This is a genomic window from Glutamicibacter sp. AOP5-A2-18 (genome assembly GCF_052446055.1).
Lineage (GTDB): Bacteria > Actinomycetota > Actinomycetes > Actinomycetales > Micrococcaceae > Glutamicibacter.
The window spans coordinates 3,132,905-3,151,959 of record NZ_JBQSVW010000001.1 but is presented as its reverse complement, the minus strand read 5'-3'; the positions used below and the strand labels follow the sequence as shown (position 1 = coordinate 3,151,959).

Here is a 19,055-nt window from a genome sequence, read left to right as displayed (position 1 = left end):
ACTCAAGCAAGTGAGCTCTGAAGACCGTCCAAGATGATGTCCAAGCCGAGTCGGAACGTTTCCACGGAGCGGTCCTGAACATCTTGGCCTGAGTCCAAGGCTTGCCTGAAGGCGGTGGAGACCTCGGTGTCGGCAACCCAGACTTCACTCGGGGCTGCCGCGTCGAGGGCTGAGCCCAGGACGAAGGAATCAATAATGGTGATCGCTTGCAACCGCTGTTTTGGTTCAAAACCGGCAGCTGCGAGGGCTTCGGCCAAGGCATCGTAAACACGCAGTGTGGTGCTATTGCGCACCGTATAGCTGGTCATCAACGGGATGAGCCTCGGGTGCTTTGAATACGAAGCCCAGTACTCGATGGCGATTCCTTGAACGGTGTCTTGCCATGAAGAATTCTCTAGGTCAGGCAGCTTGATGGCAGACATCGCTTGGCCACGCATCAACTCAATGATTTCATCGCGACCCTGAACGTGGTTGTACAGCGAGGAAGCGGAAACCGACAAAGCCTTGGCTAACTGGGGCAGGGTGAAATCTCCGTGGGCATCCACTAATTTCAGGGCTGCCTTAGCGATGGCGTCGGTGCTCAGCTTGGGTTGTGATGGCCGGGCCATACTCACTCCTGTAGGTGGACATCTCTTGACATGAGCATACACAAAATAAACGAAAAGCATTCGTTAAACCTCTTGCTTTCACCCCGCGGAAGCATCTACGCTATAAAATGAATCACATTCGTTTAAAACCGTGAAGGTGAACCATGCAAGAAATTCTGGCCCTAGAACCACCGGTGTCCCCGGCCCGCGCCGAAGAAGCCACCCGAGGCACACTGACCGTAGCGTTGGTCCAGCACCGCTGGCATGAAAACCCGGCAGACACCGAAGCCGAACTAGAAGAAGGCATCAAATCGGCAGCCAAGCACGGCGCCAAAATTGTCTTCCTTCCCGAGCTCACCTTGAGCAAGTACCCGGCTTTTGAAATCCCGGATGCCAACGCAGCGGACGCAACGGCGGAAGATCTGCTCACCGGCAGGACCTTTAGCTTCGCGAAGAAAATGGCCGCGATCTACCAGCTGCAGGTTCACATTTCACTGTTCCGCAAGGCCCCAGAGGCCGACGGTTTAGGACTGAACACCGCCATTATTGTTTCTCCGGAAGGTGAGCTGGTGGCAGCGACTAACAAGCTGCACATTCCGCGCACCGCTGGCTACTACGAGGACAAGTACTTCCGCGAAGGACCCAACGAAGATCCCTATCCGGTACACCGTATTCCAGCCCTAGGGGATGTGGCCATGGGCCTGCCCACTTGCTGGGATGAATGGTTCAGTGAGCCACCACGCATCTACTCGCTGGCCGGTGCGGATCTGCTTGCCTACCCAACGGCTATCGGCTCGGAGCCAGATCACCCGGACTTTGATACCGAACCACTGTGGCGTCAGACCATTGTTGGCAATGGCATTGCCAATGGTCTGTTCATGGTGGTCCCTAACCGGTGGGGAGATGAAGGAGCATTAACCTTCTACGGTTCTTCCTTCATTTCTGATCCCTACGGACGCATCCTGGCCCGCGCACCACGCGATGAATCTGCGGTACTGGTCGCTACGCTAGATCTTGACGCGCGCCGAGACTGGCTGACGCTCTTCCCATTCCTACGTACCCGCCGGCCAGAAACTTACGCAGCGCTTCGTGAAGCGCGCGAAGAGACTGGTTTGGGAGAACGGAGCAGCAGCAATGTCTGAGTTTTTCATGCCTGCAGAAACCGAAGCCCATGATCGAATCTTCATGGCCTTCCCTGCCAGTGGCTACACGCTGGGGGATACCGAAAAGAAGCAGAAGCGGCGCGATCCACCTGGAGTCAGGTAGCCCGGGCCATCACCAAGTTCACCCCGGTGACCATGGTGGTGGATCCTTCGAGCGAAGCCGACGCGCGCCGCCACCTAGGGGACTCGGTCAGCTATTCGTTCCATGAACTAAACGATGCATGGATGCGCGATATCGGACCAACCTTTGTGCGCACCGCACACAATGAACTGGCCGCCGTGAACTGGAACTTCAACGGCTGGGGTGCCCAAAGCTGGGCGAGCTGGGACAAAGACCAACTCATCGCAGATCACCTAGCGCAGCTAACAGAACTGCCCATTGCCCGCGCGAACATCACCAATGAGGGTGGCGGAATCCACGTTGATGGTGAAGGCACCATTTTGGCTACCCGCAGTGTGCAGCTTGATCCAGGACGAAATCCTGAGGCCAATGAAGTGCAGATCGAGGAGGAATTCGCCCGGTTACTGGGCACCTCAAAGGTGCTCTGGTTGGACCGGGGATTGACGCGCGACAATCAGGAGTTTGGTACTCGCGGGCACGTGGATATTGTGGCCTGCTTTGCCGCCCCAGGCGTGGTGCTCTACCACGATCAGCAGAACCCAGAACATCCAGATTTCCTGATTTCCCAAGAGGTGCGCACACGTCTTGAAGAATCAACGGATGCCAAAGGCCGAAAGCTCAAGCTCATTGCCGTGCCCGCACCCACGGTGCTGCGCGACGACGAAGGATGGGTGGATTACTCCTATATCAACCATCTCGTGACCAACAGTGGAGTCATCGCTTGTGCCTTTGATGATCCCAATGATGCGCAAGCAGCAAAGATCCTGGCCGAAGCGTATGAAGGCCGGGAAGTAGTCAGGGTAGATGCACGCGAACTATTCGCCCGCGGTGGTGGCATCCACTGCATCACCCAGCAGCTGCCACGCAGTTAGAGGATATCTAGTTAGCTGATCCCCAGCGCGCGCCGACGTTCTAAGAACAATGGCTCGCGCTGGGTCCGGCTGGCTGAGAACAATTCTTCTGTGCCGCGACTGCCCAAGGCCAGTTGGGCGAGGTACTCACCGATAGCCGGAACAAACTTGAAACCGTGACCACTGAAGCCCGCACCGATGGTGATCGGTCCAAGACGATCCAAGATGAAATTCTCGTCATCAGTATTGGAATAGGTGCAGGAAATTGATTCATAGATTTCCGAATCCACCCCAGGTAGCCAGCGCTGAGCGTAGTCTTGCAATCCGCGGATCTGTTCCTCGATGACCTGATGTTCACGGTGGTTAGGATCGGTCAGTCGCCCGGAGCCATGCCAACCGACCTTGATCCCCAGTCCCGGAGTATGCATGCCGTACACGGGACCGAAGACCGGGGAACCAATATCCCGCGTGCCGTCCAAAATATGGTTAAAGCCGGGGAACTTGGCCTCGGAGGAACGCAATGCGAAGTGCACGGGATGCTCTTCGGTGACGTGGATGGCTGGCAAATCATGCTGACCCAGTAGCTGATGGGTCCAAGCTCCAGCGGTGACGATCAAATGTTTGGCAAACACAGTGCGCTCGCCGGACTCATCACGAACGCGCACCGCTACCTGTTCGTCGTTGATCACCTCGATGCCTACGACTGGGTGCTCATGCTGGATTCTTGCGCCGGCCTCGGCCGCCAATCGCTGCATTGCGGCCACGGCGGCATCAGCGTTGATCTGCCCGCCCGCTGGAATGTGCAGCACTTCGGTTTCAAACTTCATGCCACTAAAGCGTTCTTGAGCCTCATCGATGCTCAACAGTTCGCTAGCAAAACCTGCACCGGCCAGTACCTCATGCATGTGCCGTTGTTCCGCGACAACGCCGTGGTTGACCAGCCCGGTACGAGTCAGCAGTGGGGTGTTTGCCTGAGCCGAGATGTCATCCCAGAGGATATTGGCTCGCTGTAGCAGTCGCAGGTACTCGGACCGTGCGTAAGCAGCATTAAAGTTGCGGGTGCTGCCATGGGAAGCGCCCTGCTGATGCCCCGGTTCAAAGCGCTCAAGTAACAACACTTCGTGCCCGCTCTGCGCCAAAGATAACGCAGTTGCTGAGCCCATGGCCCCGCCGCCGATGATCAAAAATTCTACGTTGTTGCTCACGTTTAAAGCTTAAAACCTTAGTCAGTGCCTAGCTGCGCAATGAGTCGTATTCTCGCTGGGCTAACGTAATAGTCAGGACATCCAAAGACACAGAGGAAGAGTGGGTTTGAGCGGGGAATTAGCAACGGTGCTTTTGCTGGTAGCAGCAGTATTCCTTGGAGCCTCCACTCAGCGCATCTCCGGAATGGGCTTCGCCATGGTGGCCTCCCCATTCCTGGTCTTGCTACTCGGACCGCATGCAGGAATTACCTTGGTCAACCTGCTCGGAGCGTGTAGTAGCCTGATGATTTTTGTTCAGGTCTTCCGAAAGGTGCAATATAAAAAGGTTGCACTGATCTTGATTCCGGCAATGCTCATGACCATTCCCGGTGCCTGGGTAGCAGCCCGAGTTCAGGGTCCGTGGTTATCCATTGGCATTGCTCTGATGGTGCTTTTGGCACTGGGTTCTAGCTTTATGATCCGCAACCTTCCCGCGGCCCAAGGCAAGTCACTGGCTATTGGCGCCGGCGCAGTCTCTGGATTCATGTCGGTGACCGCCGGAGTCTCGGGTCCTGCCATTGCCGGCTACGCGGTGGCCAGTCGTTGGCCACAACGCCAATTCGCTGTCTCGGTGCAGCTGTATTTCCTGGTGCTCTCGTGCACCTCCTTGGTAGCTAAAGGCGGACTGCCACATTTACCCGCTGGTCAGTGGATCGGTTGTTTCACTGCCATGCTGATAGGCATCTTGCTGGGTAATTATTTGGCACCAAAGATCCCGTCCAAATACAGTCGCGCATTTGTTGTGCTGATTGCCTTTGCCGGTGCGCTGAGTCTGATGGTTGAAGGAATCACCGCGCTCGCAGCTCGCTGATGGCTAGCGGTGCCACGACAGTTTCTCTACGGTAATGAGAGAATAGAACACGTGCCATACCAGTATTCCGAAGTCCCAGCTAACCGCCGGATCAGCGAGCTTGCTATTGAGCGGCGTGCGCTGTGGGCCGGACTGTTCTGTTCTCTTTTTGGCCTGACCGCGGCGCTGATCTTCTTTGCCGGTGAACGTCCCGCACTTTTTGGACGTTGGTCGGTGGGCTTTGTATCGGCGGTCTGCGGTGCAACCGCAGCAGCATCAAGTAGTGCCTATGCTTTCCGTTCGATCCTTAGATATCGCGAACCGTGGTTGCGGCGCATCCCGGTATGGCGCCAATTGGTCACCGGTATCGGGTTGATCCTGGTGCATATGGCCAGCTCAGTCATGATCATTTTGGTGGTCTTCCACCTGTTCCAACAAGCATTTTTTGGTTTGCACCTTGATGTTCTTGCTGGGGCGTTGGCGGTCAGCGCGGTGACTGGATTGACGGCCTACCTATGCTTGGTGGCCACCGCTCGTACGAGTGCTGAAACGCTCTCGGTGGTCTTGGGAATCTTCATGGCCGCCGGTGTTTTGATCAGCATGTTGCTGGCTGAAGAACAAGGCTGGTGGCGCAGCATGTTTTCCTTCTTGGGTACTGCGCAGGCTGGCCGAGGATCCTTCTGGACGTTTAACCTGACGCTGATCATTTCGGGTTTGGTCTTGGCGGCCTTCACCGAGTTCCTCACCCGTGATCTTATGTTGCTCTCTCGGACCTATCGCTGCCGACCAGCACTACGCAGATATAAACTTGCACGGAAACTACGTCCCCGTCCAAGGATTGTGCGCTGGTGCTTGGTAGTGGTGGCCGTGGGCATTATCGGGATCGGTCTGGTGCCGGTGAATGTGTCTATGGAAATACATTCGGTATTTGTGCAGCTCGCTTCGGTAGCAATGATCATCCTTTTGGCAGGTACGGCAGTCTTGCTGCCGGGTTATCCTGCCGTATTCCATCTGATGTCCTATGCGGCTGTTGGTGCAGTTTGGGTGGCCTTCCTGCTGTGGAATGACTGGGCTTACTACAACTTGACCGGGTTTGAACTCTCCGTCGTAGCCATCATGTTTGCGTGGATCTCGGTGTTCATTCGTACCACAGCGGCGATGACCCGAGATGGTGAAGAACGTGAACCTGCCGGTTTTTCGCACGACTCTGCGACAAAAATTAGTTCCTAATATCCGTCGAAATGCTGAGGACTGAGCATTGGTCGGGTAGGTAGCCTGTAGGCATGCTGATCTCAGAAAAGCTCTACCTACTGATGGCCGATAATCAACAGAAGCCCGAAGCGGTGATGACAGCTGCCGGCTACGGGATGAATGCCGCAGTACTTTCTGACTTAATGATTGCTGGACGGGTTGCGCTCAGTGATGACACGGTTCCACGGATCAAACTCATTGGCGCCGGTCCTTGCCCGGATCCGGTCTTGGCTTCTTCGCTGGAAAAGTTGGAGAAAAAGGGCAGTCTCACCTTAGACGCTGCGGTCAAGATTCCAGGTCTGTGCAATGTTCGTCGGGTTACCGATTCTTTAGCCAAGCAGGGCATCGTTGAATACGGTCCGCGGACAATGCTCGGTTTGGGTAAAGAGCGGGTCAATATTCTCAACGAACAAATTGAGCGTCAGATGCGCGCGGATTTCAGCGCCCAGATCCACGGCAAGCGTCCTTCGGGGATCAGTGACACCACGGTGCTAGCAATCCTGCAAGCATTGGGAATCGCTCAAAAAGTACTAGCCGATGAGATCTCTCCGATGAGTTCCGGGCAAGCACAAACGCGTATCGCTGAACTAGCTCAAGACTCGCCGGCAGCAGATTCTGCCCAGCGGGCTGTGGCCGAGATGAATGCGATCATCACCAGCGCGCAAGTCATCCCTCCCGCGACGGGATCCAAGTAGAAATCCCCGGTGGCGGGTAACTAGGTCATAACAACTACGACTCGTTTTGATCACTTACGTGAACGGATCTGCCTTTTGGGTCCTCGCTCCCACCGGAATTCTCCCTGCAGTGGCCAGCCATGGATTCCACTGACGGGAGTCGAATGAGTGTCTTGAATCAGGGACGGAACTTCGTGGCTTCGAACCGACATGACGACGCGAAATTTAGCTATGCCAAATTCGCTTTTCTGACCGCTGGTAGGTCTCGGAACCGTAACTTTTATATCAATCTATTGCATTAATGGTGCGAGGAGTTGGAGACTGGCTGAGCCTACATTCGCGTGCAACGGCGCATGCGGAGAAAGAAGGGAATCAGCAGGAATACGAAGATTCGCGGAGTTCTGTCCGCAGTTGGGGCGCTCGCGCTAGCAGTGACCGCATTCGCACCTGCCTCTGCAGCGCCATCTGAAAAGAGCAACGTCACCTGGGCCACTGCCGAGATTGCGCAGGTGGGGGAACTAGAAGGGTTCACTGGCACCTCGCACCTGATCGGATTTTCCGGGAACACCGACGGCTTTAGTGACGTTTCGGTGGTGAGCTTCAACTGCCCTGAGGGTCAACTTCCATCATGGGATCCGGACAGCGGGTGTGAAGAAGTGGGGATAGTTGGCATGTATGGCTACGCCGCTGATGTCAGCATCAATAAGAAGCTGTCACAGGCCACGGTTGATTCAACGGTTCGCGTCTACGAAGGTGAAACTGAATCAGGTGAGCCGATCTGGGGCCAAGCTCGACAGCTGAACTTCACCATGCAGGCCACCGGTGATCTCGTGACCACGAAGGACCGGCAGGACGGATACGTTCGCACCGCTAGGGAACGTCCTGCCGTGGTCACCAGTGGTCAAGTCAGTGAATTGGACCTGGCTGGCAGCGTGGGAAAGATTGAACAGGTGAATGAAACCTACAAGTACTAGCCGCTCGAATCAATTGGTGCTGCATTGTCGCTAAGCTGACGGTGCAGCACCATTAGCGCGTGCCCAAACTCACCGCCAAGACGCTTCCGATACGTGAAACAATAGGTAGTAATGACTTCCATCGATTCCACCCCACTTTCCGCTGACGAACGCAAGGCACTGCGCACCGAGCAGGCCGCAGCTCAGCGCGCCCAGCAGCTGCGCATCTCCAAGTCCCGAGCCGACGCCGAAGGGCGCGCCCAGGTCATCCCAACCGCTGAAGGTTGGAAGCAGGAGATGGGTGCCGATGGTCGTCCCGAACTACAGTTCGCGACCAAGCGCCGCGTCTCCCAGCCGCCAACGCACCTAGCCGACCTGTCGCTAGCTGAGCGTCAGGCCAAGCTGAAGGAACTGGGTCTGCCAGGATTCCGCGCTAAGCAGCTTTCGGTGCACTACTTCCAGCACTACACCACCGATCCTGAGAAGATGAGTGATCTTCCTAAGGAGCGCCGTGCGGAACTGGCCGAGGCCATGTTCCCGAAGCTGCTCACCGAGGTTAAGCGCCTAGAGACCGATGATGGCAAGACCATCAAGTTCCTTTGGCGTCTCTTTGACGGTTCGCTCGTTGAATCCGTATTGATGCGTTACCCAAACCGCATCACCCTGTGCATCTCTTCACAGTGTGGTTGCGGCATGAACTGCCCATTCTGCGCCACCGGACAGGCGGGCCTGACTCGCAATATGTCCACCGCTGAGATCCTGGACCAGATCGTTCAGGCTAACCGCGTGATCGCCGAAGGCGGTCTGGGTGGACAGCAGCACCCAGAGGAGCGCGTTGGCAACATCGTGTTCATGGGTATGGGTGAGCCACTGGCTAACTACAAGCGCGTCATGAACGCCGTGCACCGCATGGTCGCTGAGGCACCTGAAGGCCTGGGTATGAGTGCCCGCGGCATTACCCTCTCCACCGTTGGTTTGGTTCCTGCCATCCGCAAGCTGACAGAAGAGAACGTCCCAGTGACCTTCGCTCTGTCGCTGCACGCACCAGATGATGAGCTGCGCGATGAGCTGATCCCAGTGAACTCACGTTGGAAGGTCGATGAGGCATTGGATGCCGCGTTTGACTACTACGTGAAGACCGGACGTCGTGTCTCAATTGAGTACGCGTTGATCAAGGACATGAACGACCACGAGTGGCGTGCAGAAATGCTAGCCAAGAAGCTCAACGCTCGCGGTCGCGGATGGGTTCACGTGAACCCAATTCCGTTGAACCCAGTACCGGGTTCCATCTGGACCCGAAGCGAACCGGACATCACTTCCAAGTTTGTGCGTCGCCTCGATGAGTTGGGTGTTCCAACCACCTTGCGTGATACTCGCGGCAAGGAAATCGACGGAGCATGCGGCCAGCTCGCAGCTGACGGCGACAAGTAAGCAAAGAAAAAATCGGGACCCGAGAGGGTCCCGATTTTTTTAGTTAAGCTCAGTGAGCTGGAAGCTACAGCTTTTCCTGCGAGTCAACGTTGCGAGCGGCCGCAGTGAAGCGACGCTCAAATTCTTCGGCGGAGACCAATTCGCGCTCAACGCGGAAGGACGATTCCGGAATACCAAGCACCGCTGCAATCAGGGTGCGGGTATAGCCAGCAATCTTGCGTGACTTTCGGGTGCAGGTTACCTGATCAATTTCCGGGACCCAGATGTTCCACCAGCCGCCTTCTTTGCCGACGACGGCTTGGAATACTTTTTGCTTGCTCATGTGTTGCCTTTGCTCTCTGCGTTGTCGGGGCAGAATCCTGCCGTCTGCGTTAATAGTCCACCATACTCGTCCTTGATGGTCAGTTGCCCGGCCGCAATAAAGCTCTGATCTCTACGCCTTGATAGATTTGGTGAAGTAGGGATAAGGGGATGGTATGAATCAGAATGATGACCAGAATTTTGACCCGATGATTTACGACGTCATGCGCGAGCTGAGCACCCGGGTTGCCGGTAGATATGTTGCTTGGGAAGATCAAGCGAGCAATGATGGCGAGGCGAATCATTGGCGCGAGGAATGGCTACGGGTGGAGAAGGAAGCGCGTGAGGTTAACCCGCGCAGCCGCGCAGCCATTGAAGCTAAAACGGCCGAACTTCGTCAGGTCCTGCTCGAGTTGCCTGTAGATGCGCCGACGCTTGAGTAGTGCTCAGGATCAAGATCTCAAGATGAAGTGGACGACTGATTGGCACTATGCGCTTGGCTCAAGGCCAGCCGGTGTAGCGTTGGAGGCTGAGAGTTAGGCGCAGGTCAAGCGCGAGTGCAAGTAGTGAGGACAAAAAGTGCAGGTATCCCAGCGCGCCCAAGTTGCTCCCTTTGAAGTGATGCAAATAGTTGATCAGGTGTCCACAATGCGCCAAGCGGGTCACGACGTGATCTCCTTATGCGTCGGCGAACCTGGTGGGGGAGCACCGGCTGCGGTCAATGGGCTTGCGGCGCAACTGCACGCTGAGCAGGCCGACTTTGGGTACACCTCTACTGCTGGTTTGGCTGAAACCCGCCAAGCCCTCGCCGAGCATTACCGCAATTCCTACGGCGTGCAGATTCCGGCGAAAAACTTCGTGATGACCACTGGCTCCTCGGGTGCTTTCCAGCTGGCGTTCCTCGCGGCCTTTGATGCCGGAGATGTCGTCGCACTGGCACGTCCGGGCTACCCGGCCTACGCCAACATCCTCAGAGCGCTGGGCCTGAAGGTAGTGGATCTTCCTACCAACGCCGAACAACGCTTCCAGCCGACTATCGCCAACTTGGAACAGGCCAAAAAAGAGCATGGCCGTTTGGATGGGCTAGTAGTCGCCTCGCCAAATAATCCCACCGGAACCATGTTCAGTTCCGAGGAGCTGAACGAGTTGGCTACGTGGTGCGAATCCAACGGGGTTCGGTTAATCAGCGACGAGATTTATCACGGCATCGAGTTTGATCCTGAGCGTAAGGGGCACACCTCATGGGAGTTCTCCGAGACGTCCATTGTTGTCTCATCCTTCTCTAAATATTGGGGAATGACTGGGTGGCGACTGGGCTGGATGGTTGTTCCCGACGACCTGCTGTCAGCCGTTGACGCCTTGGCTTCCAATCTTGCGTTGTGCGCACCTGCTCCAGCGCAGCGCGCTGCGGTTGCTGCCTTCACGCCCCAGAGTCTGAAGGAAGCAAACCAAAGAGTTGAAGAGTTCTCTCGCACTCGCACGCTGGTTCTTGAAAACCTGAAGAGGCTAGGAATCGCTGAAGCCGCACCGGCTGATGGCGCGTTCTACCTCTACGGACGGTTGGCCCCGGAAGTACTGGAACATTTTGGTTCGGCTAGCGAGTATTCTCAGGCAGTCCTTGAGCACGCACATGTTGCTCTGACCCCTGGTGGAGACTTTGATCCGTTTGAAGGTCACCTCTTTATCCGACTGTCTTTTGCCGCCGGATATGAACAAGTGGCCGAGGCGCTGGAACGAGTAGATGCCTTCTTGCGGCAGAGCCTTGCTGGAGCATAGATGTCCACAACTCGTTAGACGTAGCGTGCTGGGCCGGCTCAAAGCTGGAAAGTAATGGCAGGAGCAACAACTTGGTTGCTCCTGCCATTACGTCTTTAAGGAGTTCTGATGTCCCAGCTGCCATTACCGGTTGAACACGAATGTCTGCCTTGTTATCTGTACCGGGTTGCCGGGTCGCAGTCCTGCGATGGGACCCTGCAGATGCTCAGTCACTACCGGGACCAATGCGCCCCGCGGGCCAGTGCACTGGAGAAAAAGATGCGGTTGTTGGGCGGGTATTGCGACTGCGAGGTGTTGCTCAACGCGGTGCGGCCAGCATCTACCCAAGCCATGCGTTTGATTGATGCGGGCGAAGATTTGGTCTGTAAAGGAGTACGCCGCGGCACAATCCAACCGTGTGAGAACTGGTTGATGCGCCGCGGCGTACAGTGGGGTGGCGGTCGTTTTAGCCGCCGAAGTGCTTAGAAATTAGTCTTCGATGTTCTTGCTTGGCTTGCGGGACTTGAGCAATTCAATACCGATCGGGATGACCGAGACCAGCACTATCAAGATGAAGATGATGTCGATATTTTCTTCGATCCAGGTGAACTGTCCCAGCCAGTAACCCAGCATGGTGACGCCGATACCCCACAGGGCGGCACCGATCAGGTTGAAGGTGGCGAAAGTCTTGTGGTCCATCTTCGCAACACCGGCAATGACCGGGACGAAGGTACGTACCACTGGGACAAAGCGTGCGAGGATCACTGCACGACCACCGAACTTTTCAAAGAATTCGTGGGCACGTTCTACGTTCTTCTGCGAGAAGAACCGTGAGTCAGGCTTGTTGAAGATGGCCGGGCCGGACTTCCTGCCAATCATGAATCCAGTTTGATCTCCTGCAAAAGCGCTGATGAAGATTGCTAGCGCGAAGAGCCACAGTGGGATGTGGATGGTGCCAGTTGCGATGAGCATACCCACGGTGAAAAGCATTGAGTCACCAGGGAGGAAGAAGCCAACGAGCAAGCCGGTCTCAGCGAAAACGATGGCGCAGACAAGCACGACGACCCATGGGCCGAGGTCTGGGTTATCTAGGAAAACCGCAGGGTTAAGCCAGTCCGGTAGGAACGCGGCACCCATAGTTGGTGAGACGTAATTCGTCAGCGTGGAAAGGAAAGAAGTTTGATCAAGCACAGAAAAAATCCTACGGGAAGTCACTGTGAGTTTCCCATAGGACTCGGCAGAGAAAGGTTTGTCAGATCAGAGGTTCGCAAGGCAAGAGATCGACCTTTTGATCGCTAACCGGTATTGATCACTACTTCTTTGAAATTCTCACTCCAACAGCCTCGGTCCACTTCGCGACCAACTGTTGTCTAAGTCACAGCGTATATTAAAGCTCAGGCCAGATCGTTGTTTTGTTGCAACCAGTTTGTTGAAGCCATGACAACTGTCATGCGTAGGTCATGACATTCCGCTCTTCTGTGGTGTTGTTCTGAAGCAAAGAATAGAAATATGGAAACGATAATTGGGGCCAATGCCATTTCGTTGAGTGCGGTGGAGAAAACGTTCACGTCGGGAAAAAGTACGGTTCAGGCAGTAAGAGGGATAAACCTTCAAATCGAGCAGGGACAAATTGTCGCGCTACTGGGCCCAAATGGTGCCGGGAAAACCACCACTATCGACATGATGTTAGGGCTGATTTCTCCCTCGTCTGGATCCATCCGAGTATTAGGTAACAGTCCCCACCAAGCAATCTCTTCTGGAAACGTTTCGGCAGTACTCCAAACCGGAGGACTGCTGCGCGACCTGACCGTGAGGGAAACCATTAAAGTCATCGCAGCGATGCAAGAGTGCACAGAGCGAATCGACTCGGTAATGGAACGAACTAGTCTGAATAAGATTGCCAAGCGCAAAGTTGGCAAATGCTCCGGTGGTGAACAGCAACGCATCAAATTTGCGTTGGCTCTGCTACCAGACCCAGACGTGCTGATCTTGGACGAGCCAACCGCTGGCATGGATGTGATGGCGCGTAGAGAGTTCTGGCAAACGATGCAGAGCGAGGCTACAGCAGGGCGCACCATCATTTTTGCCACTCACTATTTGGAAGAAGCCCAAAATTTTGCCCAACGCACCGTCTTGATGAGCCAAGGACAAATTGTGGCGGATGGGGCAACAGAAGAATTGCGGCATCTCATCTCTGGCCGTGTAGTTAGTGCCAGTTTCACTACTGAATCCCAGGCAGACCAAGCGCGCAATTTTGACGATTCGGTCTTCATCACCGGACGTCAAGGGCTGCGCTACACATTCCAATGTGCCAACTCTGATCAGTTCACGCTGGCGCTGTTGCAACACTTCGGGGCGCGAGATATTGAGATCTCGTCCCCGAGCCTTGAAGACGCTTTTATCCAACTCACCAAGGTTGCATCATGATGACTACCTACATCCAAGTGGAGTTTGCTCGGCACTTCCGCGACGGCTACAACTTAGTTTTTGCATTGTTGTTACCGGCGGCAATGTACATCCTCTTCGGAAACATCCCGAGTTACGGACAATCCGAGCTTGGGGGAGGAAACGTCAAGTTTTATCTGATGATCTCCATGGCTGCCTACGGTGCAGCGGTGAGCACTGTTTCTATCGCAGGAACGGTGGCCACCGAAACAATGCAGGGCTGGGGCAGACAAATCGCGTTGACCAGAATGTCTCCTACCGCTTTTGTTGCTAGCAAGATGATTGTCGCCGCCACCGTTGCCGCAATTTCTGCGGCCGTCGTTTTCGTTCTAGGTGCGGCCACCGGCGCGGTGGTTCTAGACAGCTGGATCTGGAGCGTTAGTTACCTAATCACCTTGCTCGGAGCCATGATCTTTGCATGCTACGGAATCGGAATGGGCATGATTCTTAAGTCGGAGTCCGCTTTAGGTCTGGCGTCAGGGCTGATGGTGTTCTTCGCATTCTTTGGTAACGTCTTCATGCCGTTGGAGGGAGTGATGCTAGATGCGGCCCGTTTCACACCAATGTTCGGTTACGTAGCCCTTGCCCGTTATCCGATGCTCGCTGATATTCCTGCTGGCGAGCCTATGAGCTCAGACCCATTGTGGATGATCGCTACTAACCTAGTGGTATGGGCAATGATCTTCGCCGTCTTCGCGGTACTCGCCACGCGCCGGGCCAAGGCGCGTCAGTGAACAACAGCGCGGGTAACGCAATGGATGCCGAAGAGCAGTTCTGGCGCCGTTGGGGATGGATGCTATCCGGCGTATGGCTTCTTTTCTTGATCTTCCCAATTCTTCAGTTGTTGCAGAACCCGTACCCAAGCCATGTGCGAATTACCGGGCTCGGATTGCTTGTCATATTTTCCTTCACGTACCTGAGGGGCTTCAGAAAATATTCGCATCTTGTGGGGCAAGGAGGCACCAATGAGCCAGAAGCGCTACTCAGCTTCTTGCTCTTGGCCGTCTTGGTAGTTCCCGCGATTTTCTTCATCGAAGTCAATGCTCTAGGACTGCTCCCGTTCATTACCTCCTTTGCTGCCTTCTTGCTGACGAAGCGCTGGGTGATTGCCACCTATGCTGTTGCGGCCGCGCTGAGCATTGGACTACCAATATTTTTAGGTCAGTTCTCGGATGGACTGTTCCTCATTGGTCTAAACCTGGCAATGATGGTGGTATATGCGGTGACCGTGGCAGCGATTAGCAGATCCGTTGCCTCTGAAGAGTTGCGTGGCGACTATCTGGTGATGGCTGAACAGGAGCGAGTGGCCCGCGATGTTCATGATGGAATTGGTCATTCACTCACAGCTCTGAATCTCAAAGCACAGTTAGCCCTGCGTTTGATTGATGCCGGACAAATTGATCGGGCCCGCACGGAAGTTCAACAGCTCTCGACATTGGCGCTCGATGCGCTTGCTTCAGTGCGGACCACCGTTCAAGGACTGGAGCGTCAGGACCTAGACGCGGAGCTGGCTCTACTTCGCAAAGTCTGTGACGATTCGGGACTGTCTTTCACTTTGGTGGGTAACGCCGAGCAGATTGAGCTACGGTGGCGTTCTCATACCGCTTGGATTGTGCGCGAGGCGCTCACAAACGTTCTACGCCATGCTCACGCTGGTGCAGTGCGAGTCACGATCACTGCCGTTGAGGTGACTGTTGATGATGACGGAGACGGGTTGCGGGAGCAGGATACGGGACACGGTATCCGGGGTATGGTCGAACGTGCCAAGCAGATCGGAGCAACAGCTACCGTGGGCCCATCGCCCTTTGGTGGAACTCGTCTTCAATTGATTTTTGCGAGCAGCATCAAGGAGCAACAGTGATTCGAGTATTGATTGCCGATGACCAGCACTTGGTGCGTGGCGCCATAGCGGCGTTGTTGAATCTGGAAGATGACCTTAATGTCGTGGCTGAATGCGCTGACGGTGACGAAGTGGCAGATGCCCTAGCGACCCATCCAGCTGATGTAGCACTTCTGGATATTCAGATGCCTCGACTTGACGGGTTACAAGTAGCCGAGCAACTTTGCTCCACGCACCCTGAAGTGAAGGTGCTAATTCTGACGACCTTTGATCGGCCTGGATACTTCCGTCAAGCCTTTGAAGCTGGAGCCAGCGGGTTCCTCGTAAAGGATGCGCCGCCAGCTGAGCTGATCGCGGCGATCCGCAAAGTCCATGCTGGTAATAAAGTAGTTGACCCAAAGCGAGCGATGCTGAGCGTGGAGAGCAAACGAAATCCGCTCACCGAGAGGGAACGCGAAATCCTTGAGCATGCGGCTACCGGCGCCCCGGTATCTCACATCGCCGCCAGCGTGCATCTTTCTACTGGGACAGTGCGCAACCACCTGTCTAACGCGATCGGCAAAACCAATACTGCCAACCGGATCGAAGCCGCCCGTAGGGCCAAACAGATGGGCTGGCTCTAGCGGGTCGCGAAGTGCGCGATTAGCCCGATCACCCAAATGGATGAAGCCAAAAGTACACAGCCGAATTCAACTACAATGCCTAGTCCCATAGCCTTCAGTGCGGCCCAAGAAGAACTGAACGCACCGGAGACTTCACGACGCCGCACGCTCTCTCCGAGGAACAGTCCCACAGCAAAGCCGATGAACAAACCCAGCACGGGGATGATGAAGGCTCCGGCGATGGCTCCGATCACCGCAAAGAGAATTGTTCCCTTGGGAACTTGATGCTCTTTGAGTTTGCGTCCGGTGAGTACTGCGGAGGCTGACCATCCCAAGAAGGTAATAGCCATGCCCAGGCCAGCTGCCCACCATGAAGCGCTGGAACCTAAGAGCCAACCCCACGCAAGCAGGGTGCCGATGGTCAATAATGAACCGGGCAGCACCGGGAAAATGGTGCCAAAGGCCGAAACTACCAATAGTAGTCCGGCAAGGATGGTGTAAATAATCTGTGTATCCACTCACCCAGTGTGGCACGAAGTTCCCGGTGAGCGGGCTATTCCTGGTCGAACTGCGCGATCAGTTCTCGCTTGAGGATCTTACCGCTGGGGCCCAGCGGGAATTCTTTGACTATCTCGATGAAGCGCGGGTACTTGTAGGCAGCCATCTGCTCACTAGACCAACGGATCAGTTCTTGGACACTGAGTGTTGAACCCTGCACCAAGGTCACCGAGGCAACCACTTCCTGACCGTGCTTGTCATGAGCTACTCCGTAGACGGCAGCGTTGGAAATCTCTGGGTGGCTGGTGAGCACCTCTTCAACTTCGCGCGGGTAGACGTTGTAGCCATTACGCAGAATCATGTCTTTGGTTCGGTCTAGGATCCGCAGGTAGTCCTCTTCGTCCTTGGTTCCCAAGTCTCCGGTGCGGAACCATCCATCCACTACTGCTTCGGCGGTTGCGTCGGGGCGGTTGAGGTAGCCGGAGAACAGGTTATGACCACGTACCACCAGTTCACCCAGTTCTCCGCGTGGCATCAACCGGATCTCGTTGGGGTAGGCGGGGTCAGCAATTTCCACGTCCACGCCCCATACCGGCGTGCCGACGGTGCCTGGACGAGGTTCGCGCCCGACATGGTTGAAGCAGGCTACCGGTGAAGTTTCAGTTAGTCCGTAACCCTCGTAGATCTGTGCGCCAAAACGCTGTTCAAAGGCGGAGAGTACCGACAGTGGCAAGGAGGCACCACCCGAGATGGCATAACGAAGGTTGGTTGGTTTGCCTTCACGGTTTGCCCCGGCTTCAACGAGGGCAACGTACATGGTTGGCACACCAAAGAACACGTCAATCTCGGCATCCAAAACCAGATCTAAAGCAGCGTCCGCGGTGAACTTGGGCAGCAACATGACTTCGGCACCGATTCTCAGGCCCGTGTTCAGTACACAGGTTTGGCCGAAGGTATGGAACAGTGGCAATCCGCCAAATAGCTTGTCACCTTGGCGAATGTCCATGGTGTTCAGCAGCGTGGAGTGAGTCTGTTCGATTAGTGCCAGATGTGTCCCCAAGGCGCCCTTGGGTTTGCCGGTAGTGCCCGAGGTGTAGAGGATCGTGGCAATGTCTTCGGCCTTGCGAGGCAGGTAGGTGGTGATTGGTTCAGCCTTGGCTGCCAAGTCTTCTAAGCGAGTGATTTCCCCGGCTTCAGGTTCCATTACGCTCACCAAGTTGATCCCGGAGTTTTGGGCTCCCTTGGCGCCTTCGCCTAAGAGTCCTGCAGCGCAGACCAAGATCTTGGCTTCAGCGTCTTCTAATACATAGGAGATTTCGCGGGCCTTGAGTAGCGCGTGGATGGGAACTGCTGTGGCGCCGAGGGATAGCACCGCGTAGTAGACGCGGGCGAAGTCGGTGACGTTGGGGATGAGCACTGCTACCCGGTCACCCTCGGTGATGCCCTGTTCTTTGAGAGCTCCGGCGTAGGCTTTGGTTTCCTCCCAAAGCTCACGGTAGGTGGTGCTTACGCCGTTCATGGTGATGGCGTTCAGATCCGGGAAACGGTTGGCACCTTCGGCCACGATGGCGGCTACCGAAAGGGTGAGGTTTGAAGTGGTCATAGAAGTCTCCTCGACGCTGCAGAGTTTAGATGTGCTCCATGTCACAAACAAGCCTAATGGAACCGCGATTCAAATCAAGGTACTAAGTTTCGTAATAATGCTCGTTTCAGCAACGAACCGGAATAGACTCAGCGCATTGAGCTGGTATGAGCGCGAAATGGGGTAGCGATGCCGGTAGTCAGAGGTCCACGAGCCGAACCTTGCTGGGTGGATTTACTCACCAGCGATATTGATGGTGCCATCGAGTTTTACTCGGAACTCTTTGGATGGAAAATTCACGATGATCCGCAAACTCGCAGTGACGGATACCTTCCAGTCACGTTGGATGATCAACCGGTCACCGGCCTTGTGCTCAACGACCAAGATTCGGCGGCCCCGGATACGTGGACCACGTATCTGAATGTGGCCGATATTCATGCGGCCGTCTTTGCCGCCCATTTACATGGCGGTCAGCGTTATCTGAAACCTGTGGCCATGCCCGGTCAGGGGACCGTGGCCCTAATTGGGGATCCCGCAGGTATCGGAGTGGGACTTTGGCAGTCCTTTGACCCGACTAACTATCCGGCACGGAAAATTCACGGTCACCGCATCTGGAATGAGCTGCATACCAAACACTTTGAAACCGCCTGCCGGTTTTACCGCGAAGCCTTGGGGTGGGATCTAAACCAGGTCGTTGATTCTCCCGACTTCCGTTACTACACCCTGGGCCAAGGAGCCGATGCGGCCGCAGGACTCTATGACATCAGCGGCCAAGACTCTACCGAGGGCTGGCGAACCTACTTCGCGGTAGATGACGCAGATCAAGTAGCGCAGCTCTGTACAAGCCTGGGTGGACAAGTGGTGAACGCACCGCATGACTCGTACTTTGGGCGCACCGCCATGCTCAGTGATCGGGGTGGCGCCGAATTTGCGGTGATCGCACCAGCTCACAAATAGCTGGCGCGCAA

The 19,055-nt window shown here is 55.4% G+C and carries 22 protein-coding genes; 16 read left to right on the top strand and 6 right to left on the bottom strand.

Features of this window, described 5'->3' with window-relative positions:
• Positions 1 to 2: 2 nt before the first annotated feature.
• On the bottom strand, positions 3 to 608 hold the full coding sequence (locus tag ACT3RW_RS15110; RefSeq protein ID WP_444614330.1) for a TetR/AcrR family transcriptional regulator: 606 nt from the start codon (positions 606 to 608) through the stop codon (positions 3 to 5).
• A 143-nt stretch (positions 609 to 751) separates the two neighbouring features.
• On the opposite strand from ACT3RW_RS15110, the gene ACT3RW_RS15105 reads away from it, so the two are divergent.
• The 3 genes from ACT3RW_RS15105 to ACT3RW_RS15095 are packed head-to-tail and all read left to right on the top strand — an operon-like array spanning position 752 to position 2,743.
• Entirely contained in the window at positions 752 to 1,729 is a 978-nt protein-coding gene (locus ACT3RW_RS15105) for a nitrilase-related carbon-nitrogen hydrolase (protein ID WP_131089305.1), read from the top strand.
• Complete coding sequence (locus tag ACT3RW_RS15100; protein WP_444614329.1) at positions 1,722 to 1,853, top strand: hypothetical protein; 132 nt, start codon at positions 1,722 to 1,724, stop codon at positions 1,851 to 1,853. Before ACT3RW_RS15105 ends, ACT3RW_RS15100 begins: the two co-directional genes overlap by 8 nt.
• Positions 1,854 to 1,879: 26 nt before the next feature.
• Entirely contained in the window at positions 1,880 to 2,743 is an 864-nt protein-coding gene (locus ACT3RW_RS15095) for an agmatine deiminase family protein (RefSeq protein ID WP_444614328.1), read from the top strand.
• Between the two features lie 11 nt (positions 2,744 to 2,754).
• Here the strand turns inward: ACT3RW_RS15095 and ACT3RW_RS15090 are convergent, their stop codons facing one another.
• Positions 2,755 to 3,927, bottom strand: a complete 1,173-nt coding sequence (locus ACT3RW_RS15090; protein ID WP_444614327.1) for an FAD-dependent oxidoreductase — start codon at positions 3,925 to 3,927, stop codon at positions 2,755 to 2,757.
• A gap of 106 nt (positions 3,928 to 4,033) precedes the next feature.
• Here ACT3RW_RS15090 and ACT3RW_RS15085 point away from each other — a divergent pair, with 106 nt between their 5' ends.
• From ACT3RW_RS15085 to rlmN, 5 genes are all read left to right on the top strand, one after another.
• Complete coding sequence (locus ACT3RW_RS15085) at positions 4,034 to 4,777, top strand: sulfite exporter TauE/SafE family protein (protein ID WP_262199223.1); 744 nt, start codon at positions 4,034 to 4,036, stop codon at positions 4,775 to 4,777.
• Between the two features lie 51 nt (positions 4,778 to 4,828).
• Positions 4,829 to 5,986, top strand: a complete 1,158-nt coding sequence (locus ACT3RW_RS15080) for a hypothetical protein (protein ID WP_444614326.1) — start codon at positions 4,829 to 4,831, stop codon at positions 5,984 to 5,986.
• Between the two features lie 53 nt (positions 5,987 to 6,039).
• Positions 6,040 to 6,702 carry a GOLPH3/VPS74 family protein gene (locus ACT3RW_RS15075; protein WP_444614325.1) on the top strand — a complete coding sequence of 221 codons (663 nt, stop codon included), beginning with the start codon at positions 6,040 to 6,042 and terminating at the stop codon, positions 6,700 to 6,702.
• Positions 6,703 to 7,034: 332 nt separating this feature from the next.
• Positions 7,035 to 7,655 carry a hypothetical protein gene (locus tag ACT3RW_RS15070; protein ID WP_444614324.1) on the top strand — a complete coding sequence of 207 codons (621 nt, stop codon included), beginning with the start codon at positions 7,035 to 7,037 and terminating at the stop codon, positions 7,653 to 7,655.
• A 111-nt stretch (positions 7,656 to 7,766) separates the two neighbouring features.
• Complete coding sequence (gene rlmN, locus ACT3RW_RS15065) at positions 7,767 to 9,065, top strand: 23S rRNA (adenine(2503)-C(2))-methyltransferase RlmN (RefSeq protein WP_242632499.1); 1,299 nt, start codon at positions 7,767 to 7,769, stop codon at positions 9,063 to 9,065.
• A 64-nt stretch (positions 9,066 to 9,129) separates the two neighbouring features.
• Here the strand turns inward: rlmN and ACT3RW_RS15060 are convergent, their stop codons facing one another.
• Complete coding sequence (locus ACT3RW_RS15060) at positions 9,130 to 9,387, bottom strand: hypothetical protein (RefSeq protein ID WP_131089298.1); 258 nt, start codon at positions 9,385 to 9,387, stop codon at positions 9,130 to 9,132.
• Between the two features lie 154 nt (positions 9,388 to 9,541).
• Here ACT3RW_RS15060 and ACT3RW_RS15055 point away from each other — a divergent pair, with 154 nt between their 5' ends.
• The 3 genes from ACT3RW_RS15055 to ACT3RW_RS15045 all read left to right on the top strand — a co-directional run bounded on the left by ACT3RW_RS15055 (position 9,542) and on the right by ACT3RW_RS15045 (position 11,606).
• Positions 9,542 to 9,808 carry a hypothetical protein gene (locus tag ACT3RW_RS15055; RefSeq protein ID WP_444614323.1) on the top strand — a complete coding sequence of 89 codons (267 nt, stop codon included), beginning with the start codon at positions 9,542 to 9,544 and terminating at the stop codon, positions 9,806 to 9,808.
• Positions 9,809 to 9,944: 136 nt separating this feature from the next.
• A complete protein-coding gene (locus ACT3RW_RS15050; protein ID WP_444614322.1) occupies positions 9,945 to 11,141 on the top strand; it encodes a pyridoxal phosphate-dependent aminotransferase in 1,197 nt (398 codons plus the stop codon).
• A gap of 108 nt (positions 11,142 to 11,249) precedes the next feature.
• Positions 11,250 to 11,606, top strand: a complete 357-nt coding sequence (locus ACT3RW_RS15045; RefSeq protein ID WP_131089295.1) for a DUF2695 domain-containing protein — start codon at positions 11,250 to 11,252, stop codon at positions 11,604 to 11,606.
• 3 nt (positions 11,607 to 11,609) lie between these two features.
• Here ACT3RW_RS15045 and ACT3RW_RS15040 read toward each other — a convergent pair whose 3' ends face one another.
• Positions 11,610 to 12,257: a DedA family protein gene (locus tag ACT3RW_RS15040; protein ID WP_131089841.1), complete on the bottom strand. Its 648-nt coding sequence runs from the start codon at positions 12,255 to 12,257 to the stop codon at positions 11,610 to 11,612.
• A gap of 372 nt (positions 12,258 to 12,629) precedes the next feature.
• Here ACT3RW_RS15040 and ACT3RW_RS15035 point away from each other — a divergent pair, with 372 nt between their 5' ends.
• The 4 genes from ACT3RW_RS15035 to ACT3RW_RS15020 are packed head-to-tail and all read left to right on the top strand — an operon-like array spanning position 12,630 to position 16,028.
• Positions 12,630 to 13,547 carry an ABC transporter ATP-binding protein gene (locus ACT3RW_RS15035; protein WP_444614321.1) on the top strand — a complete coding sequence of 306 codons (918 nt, stop codon included), beginning with the start codon at positions 12,630 to 12,632 and terminating at the stop codon, positions 13,545 to 13,547.
• On the top strand, positions 13,544 to 14,299 hold the full coding sequence (locus ACT3RW_RS15030) for an ABC transporter permease (protein WP_444614320.1): 756 nt from the start codon (positions 13,544 to 13,546) through the stop codon (positions 14,297 to 14,299). The genes ACT3RW_RS15035 and ACT3RW_RS15030 overlap by 4 nt, the downstream gene beginning before the upstream one ends.
• Positions 14,296 to 15,426: a sensor histidine kinase gene (locus tag ACT3RW_RS15025; RefSeq protein WP_444614319.1), complete on the top strand. Its 1,131-nt coding sequence runs from the start codon at positions 14,296 to 14,298 to the stop codon at positions 15,424 to 15,426. The genes ACT3RW_RS15030 and ACT3RW_RS15025 overlap by 4 nt, the downstream gene beginning before the upstream one ends.
• Positions 15,423 to 16,028, top strand: coding sequence for a response regulator (locus tag ACT3RW_RS15020; RefSeq protein WP_444614318.1), 606 nt, complete (start codon positions 15,423 to 15,425; stop codon positions 16,026 to 16,028). Before ACT3RW_RS15025 ends, ACT3RW_RS15020 begins: the two co-directional genes overlap by 4 nt.
• Here the strand turns inward: ACT3RW_RS15020 and ACT3RW_RS15015 are convergent.
• Together ACT3RW_RS15015 and ACT3RW_RS15010 are read right to left on the bottom strand one after the other, a co-directional pair.
• Positions 16,025 to 16,525, bottom strand: a complete 501-nt coding sequence (locus tag ACT3RW_RS15015) for a DUF456 domain-containing protein (protein ID WP_131089290.1) — start codon at positions 16,523 to 16,525, stop codon at positions 16,025 to 16,027. The genes ACT3RW_RS15020 and ACT3RW_RS15015 overlap by 4 nt on opposite strands.
• A gap of 35 nt (positions 16,526 to 16,560) precedes the next feature.
• Complete coding sequence (locus ACT3RW_RS15010) at positions 16,561 to 18,108, bottom strand: long-chain-fatty-acid--CoA ligase (protein WP_444614317.1); 1,548 nt, start codon at positions 18,106 to 18,108, stop codon at positions 16,561 to 16,563.
• 168 nt (positions 18,109 to 18,276) lie between these two features.
• Between ACT3RW_RS15010 and ACT3RW_RS15005 the strand changes: the two genes are divergently transcribed.
• Entirely contained in the window at positions 18,277 to 19,044 is a 768-nt protein-coding gene (locus tag ACT3RW_RS15005) for a VOC family protein (RefSeq protein ID WP_444614316.1), read from the top strand.
• Positions 19,045 to 19,055: the final 11 nt, after the last annotated feature.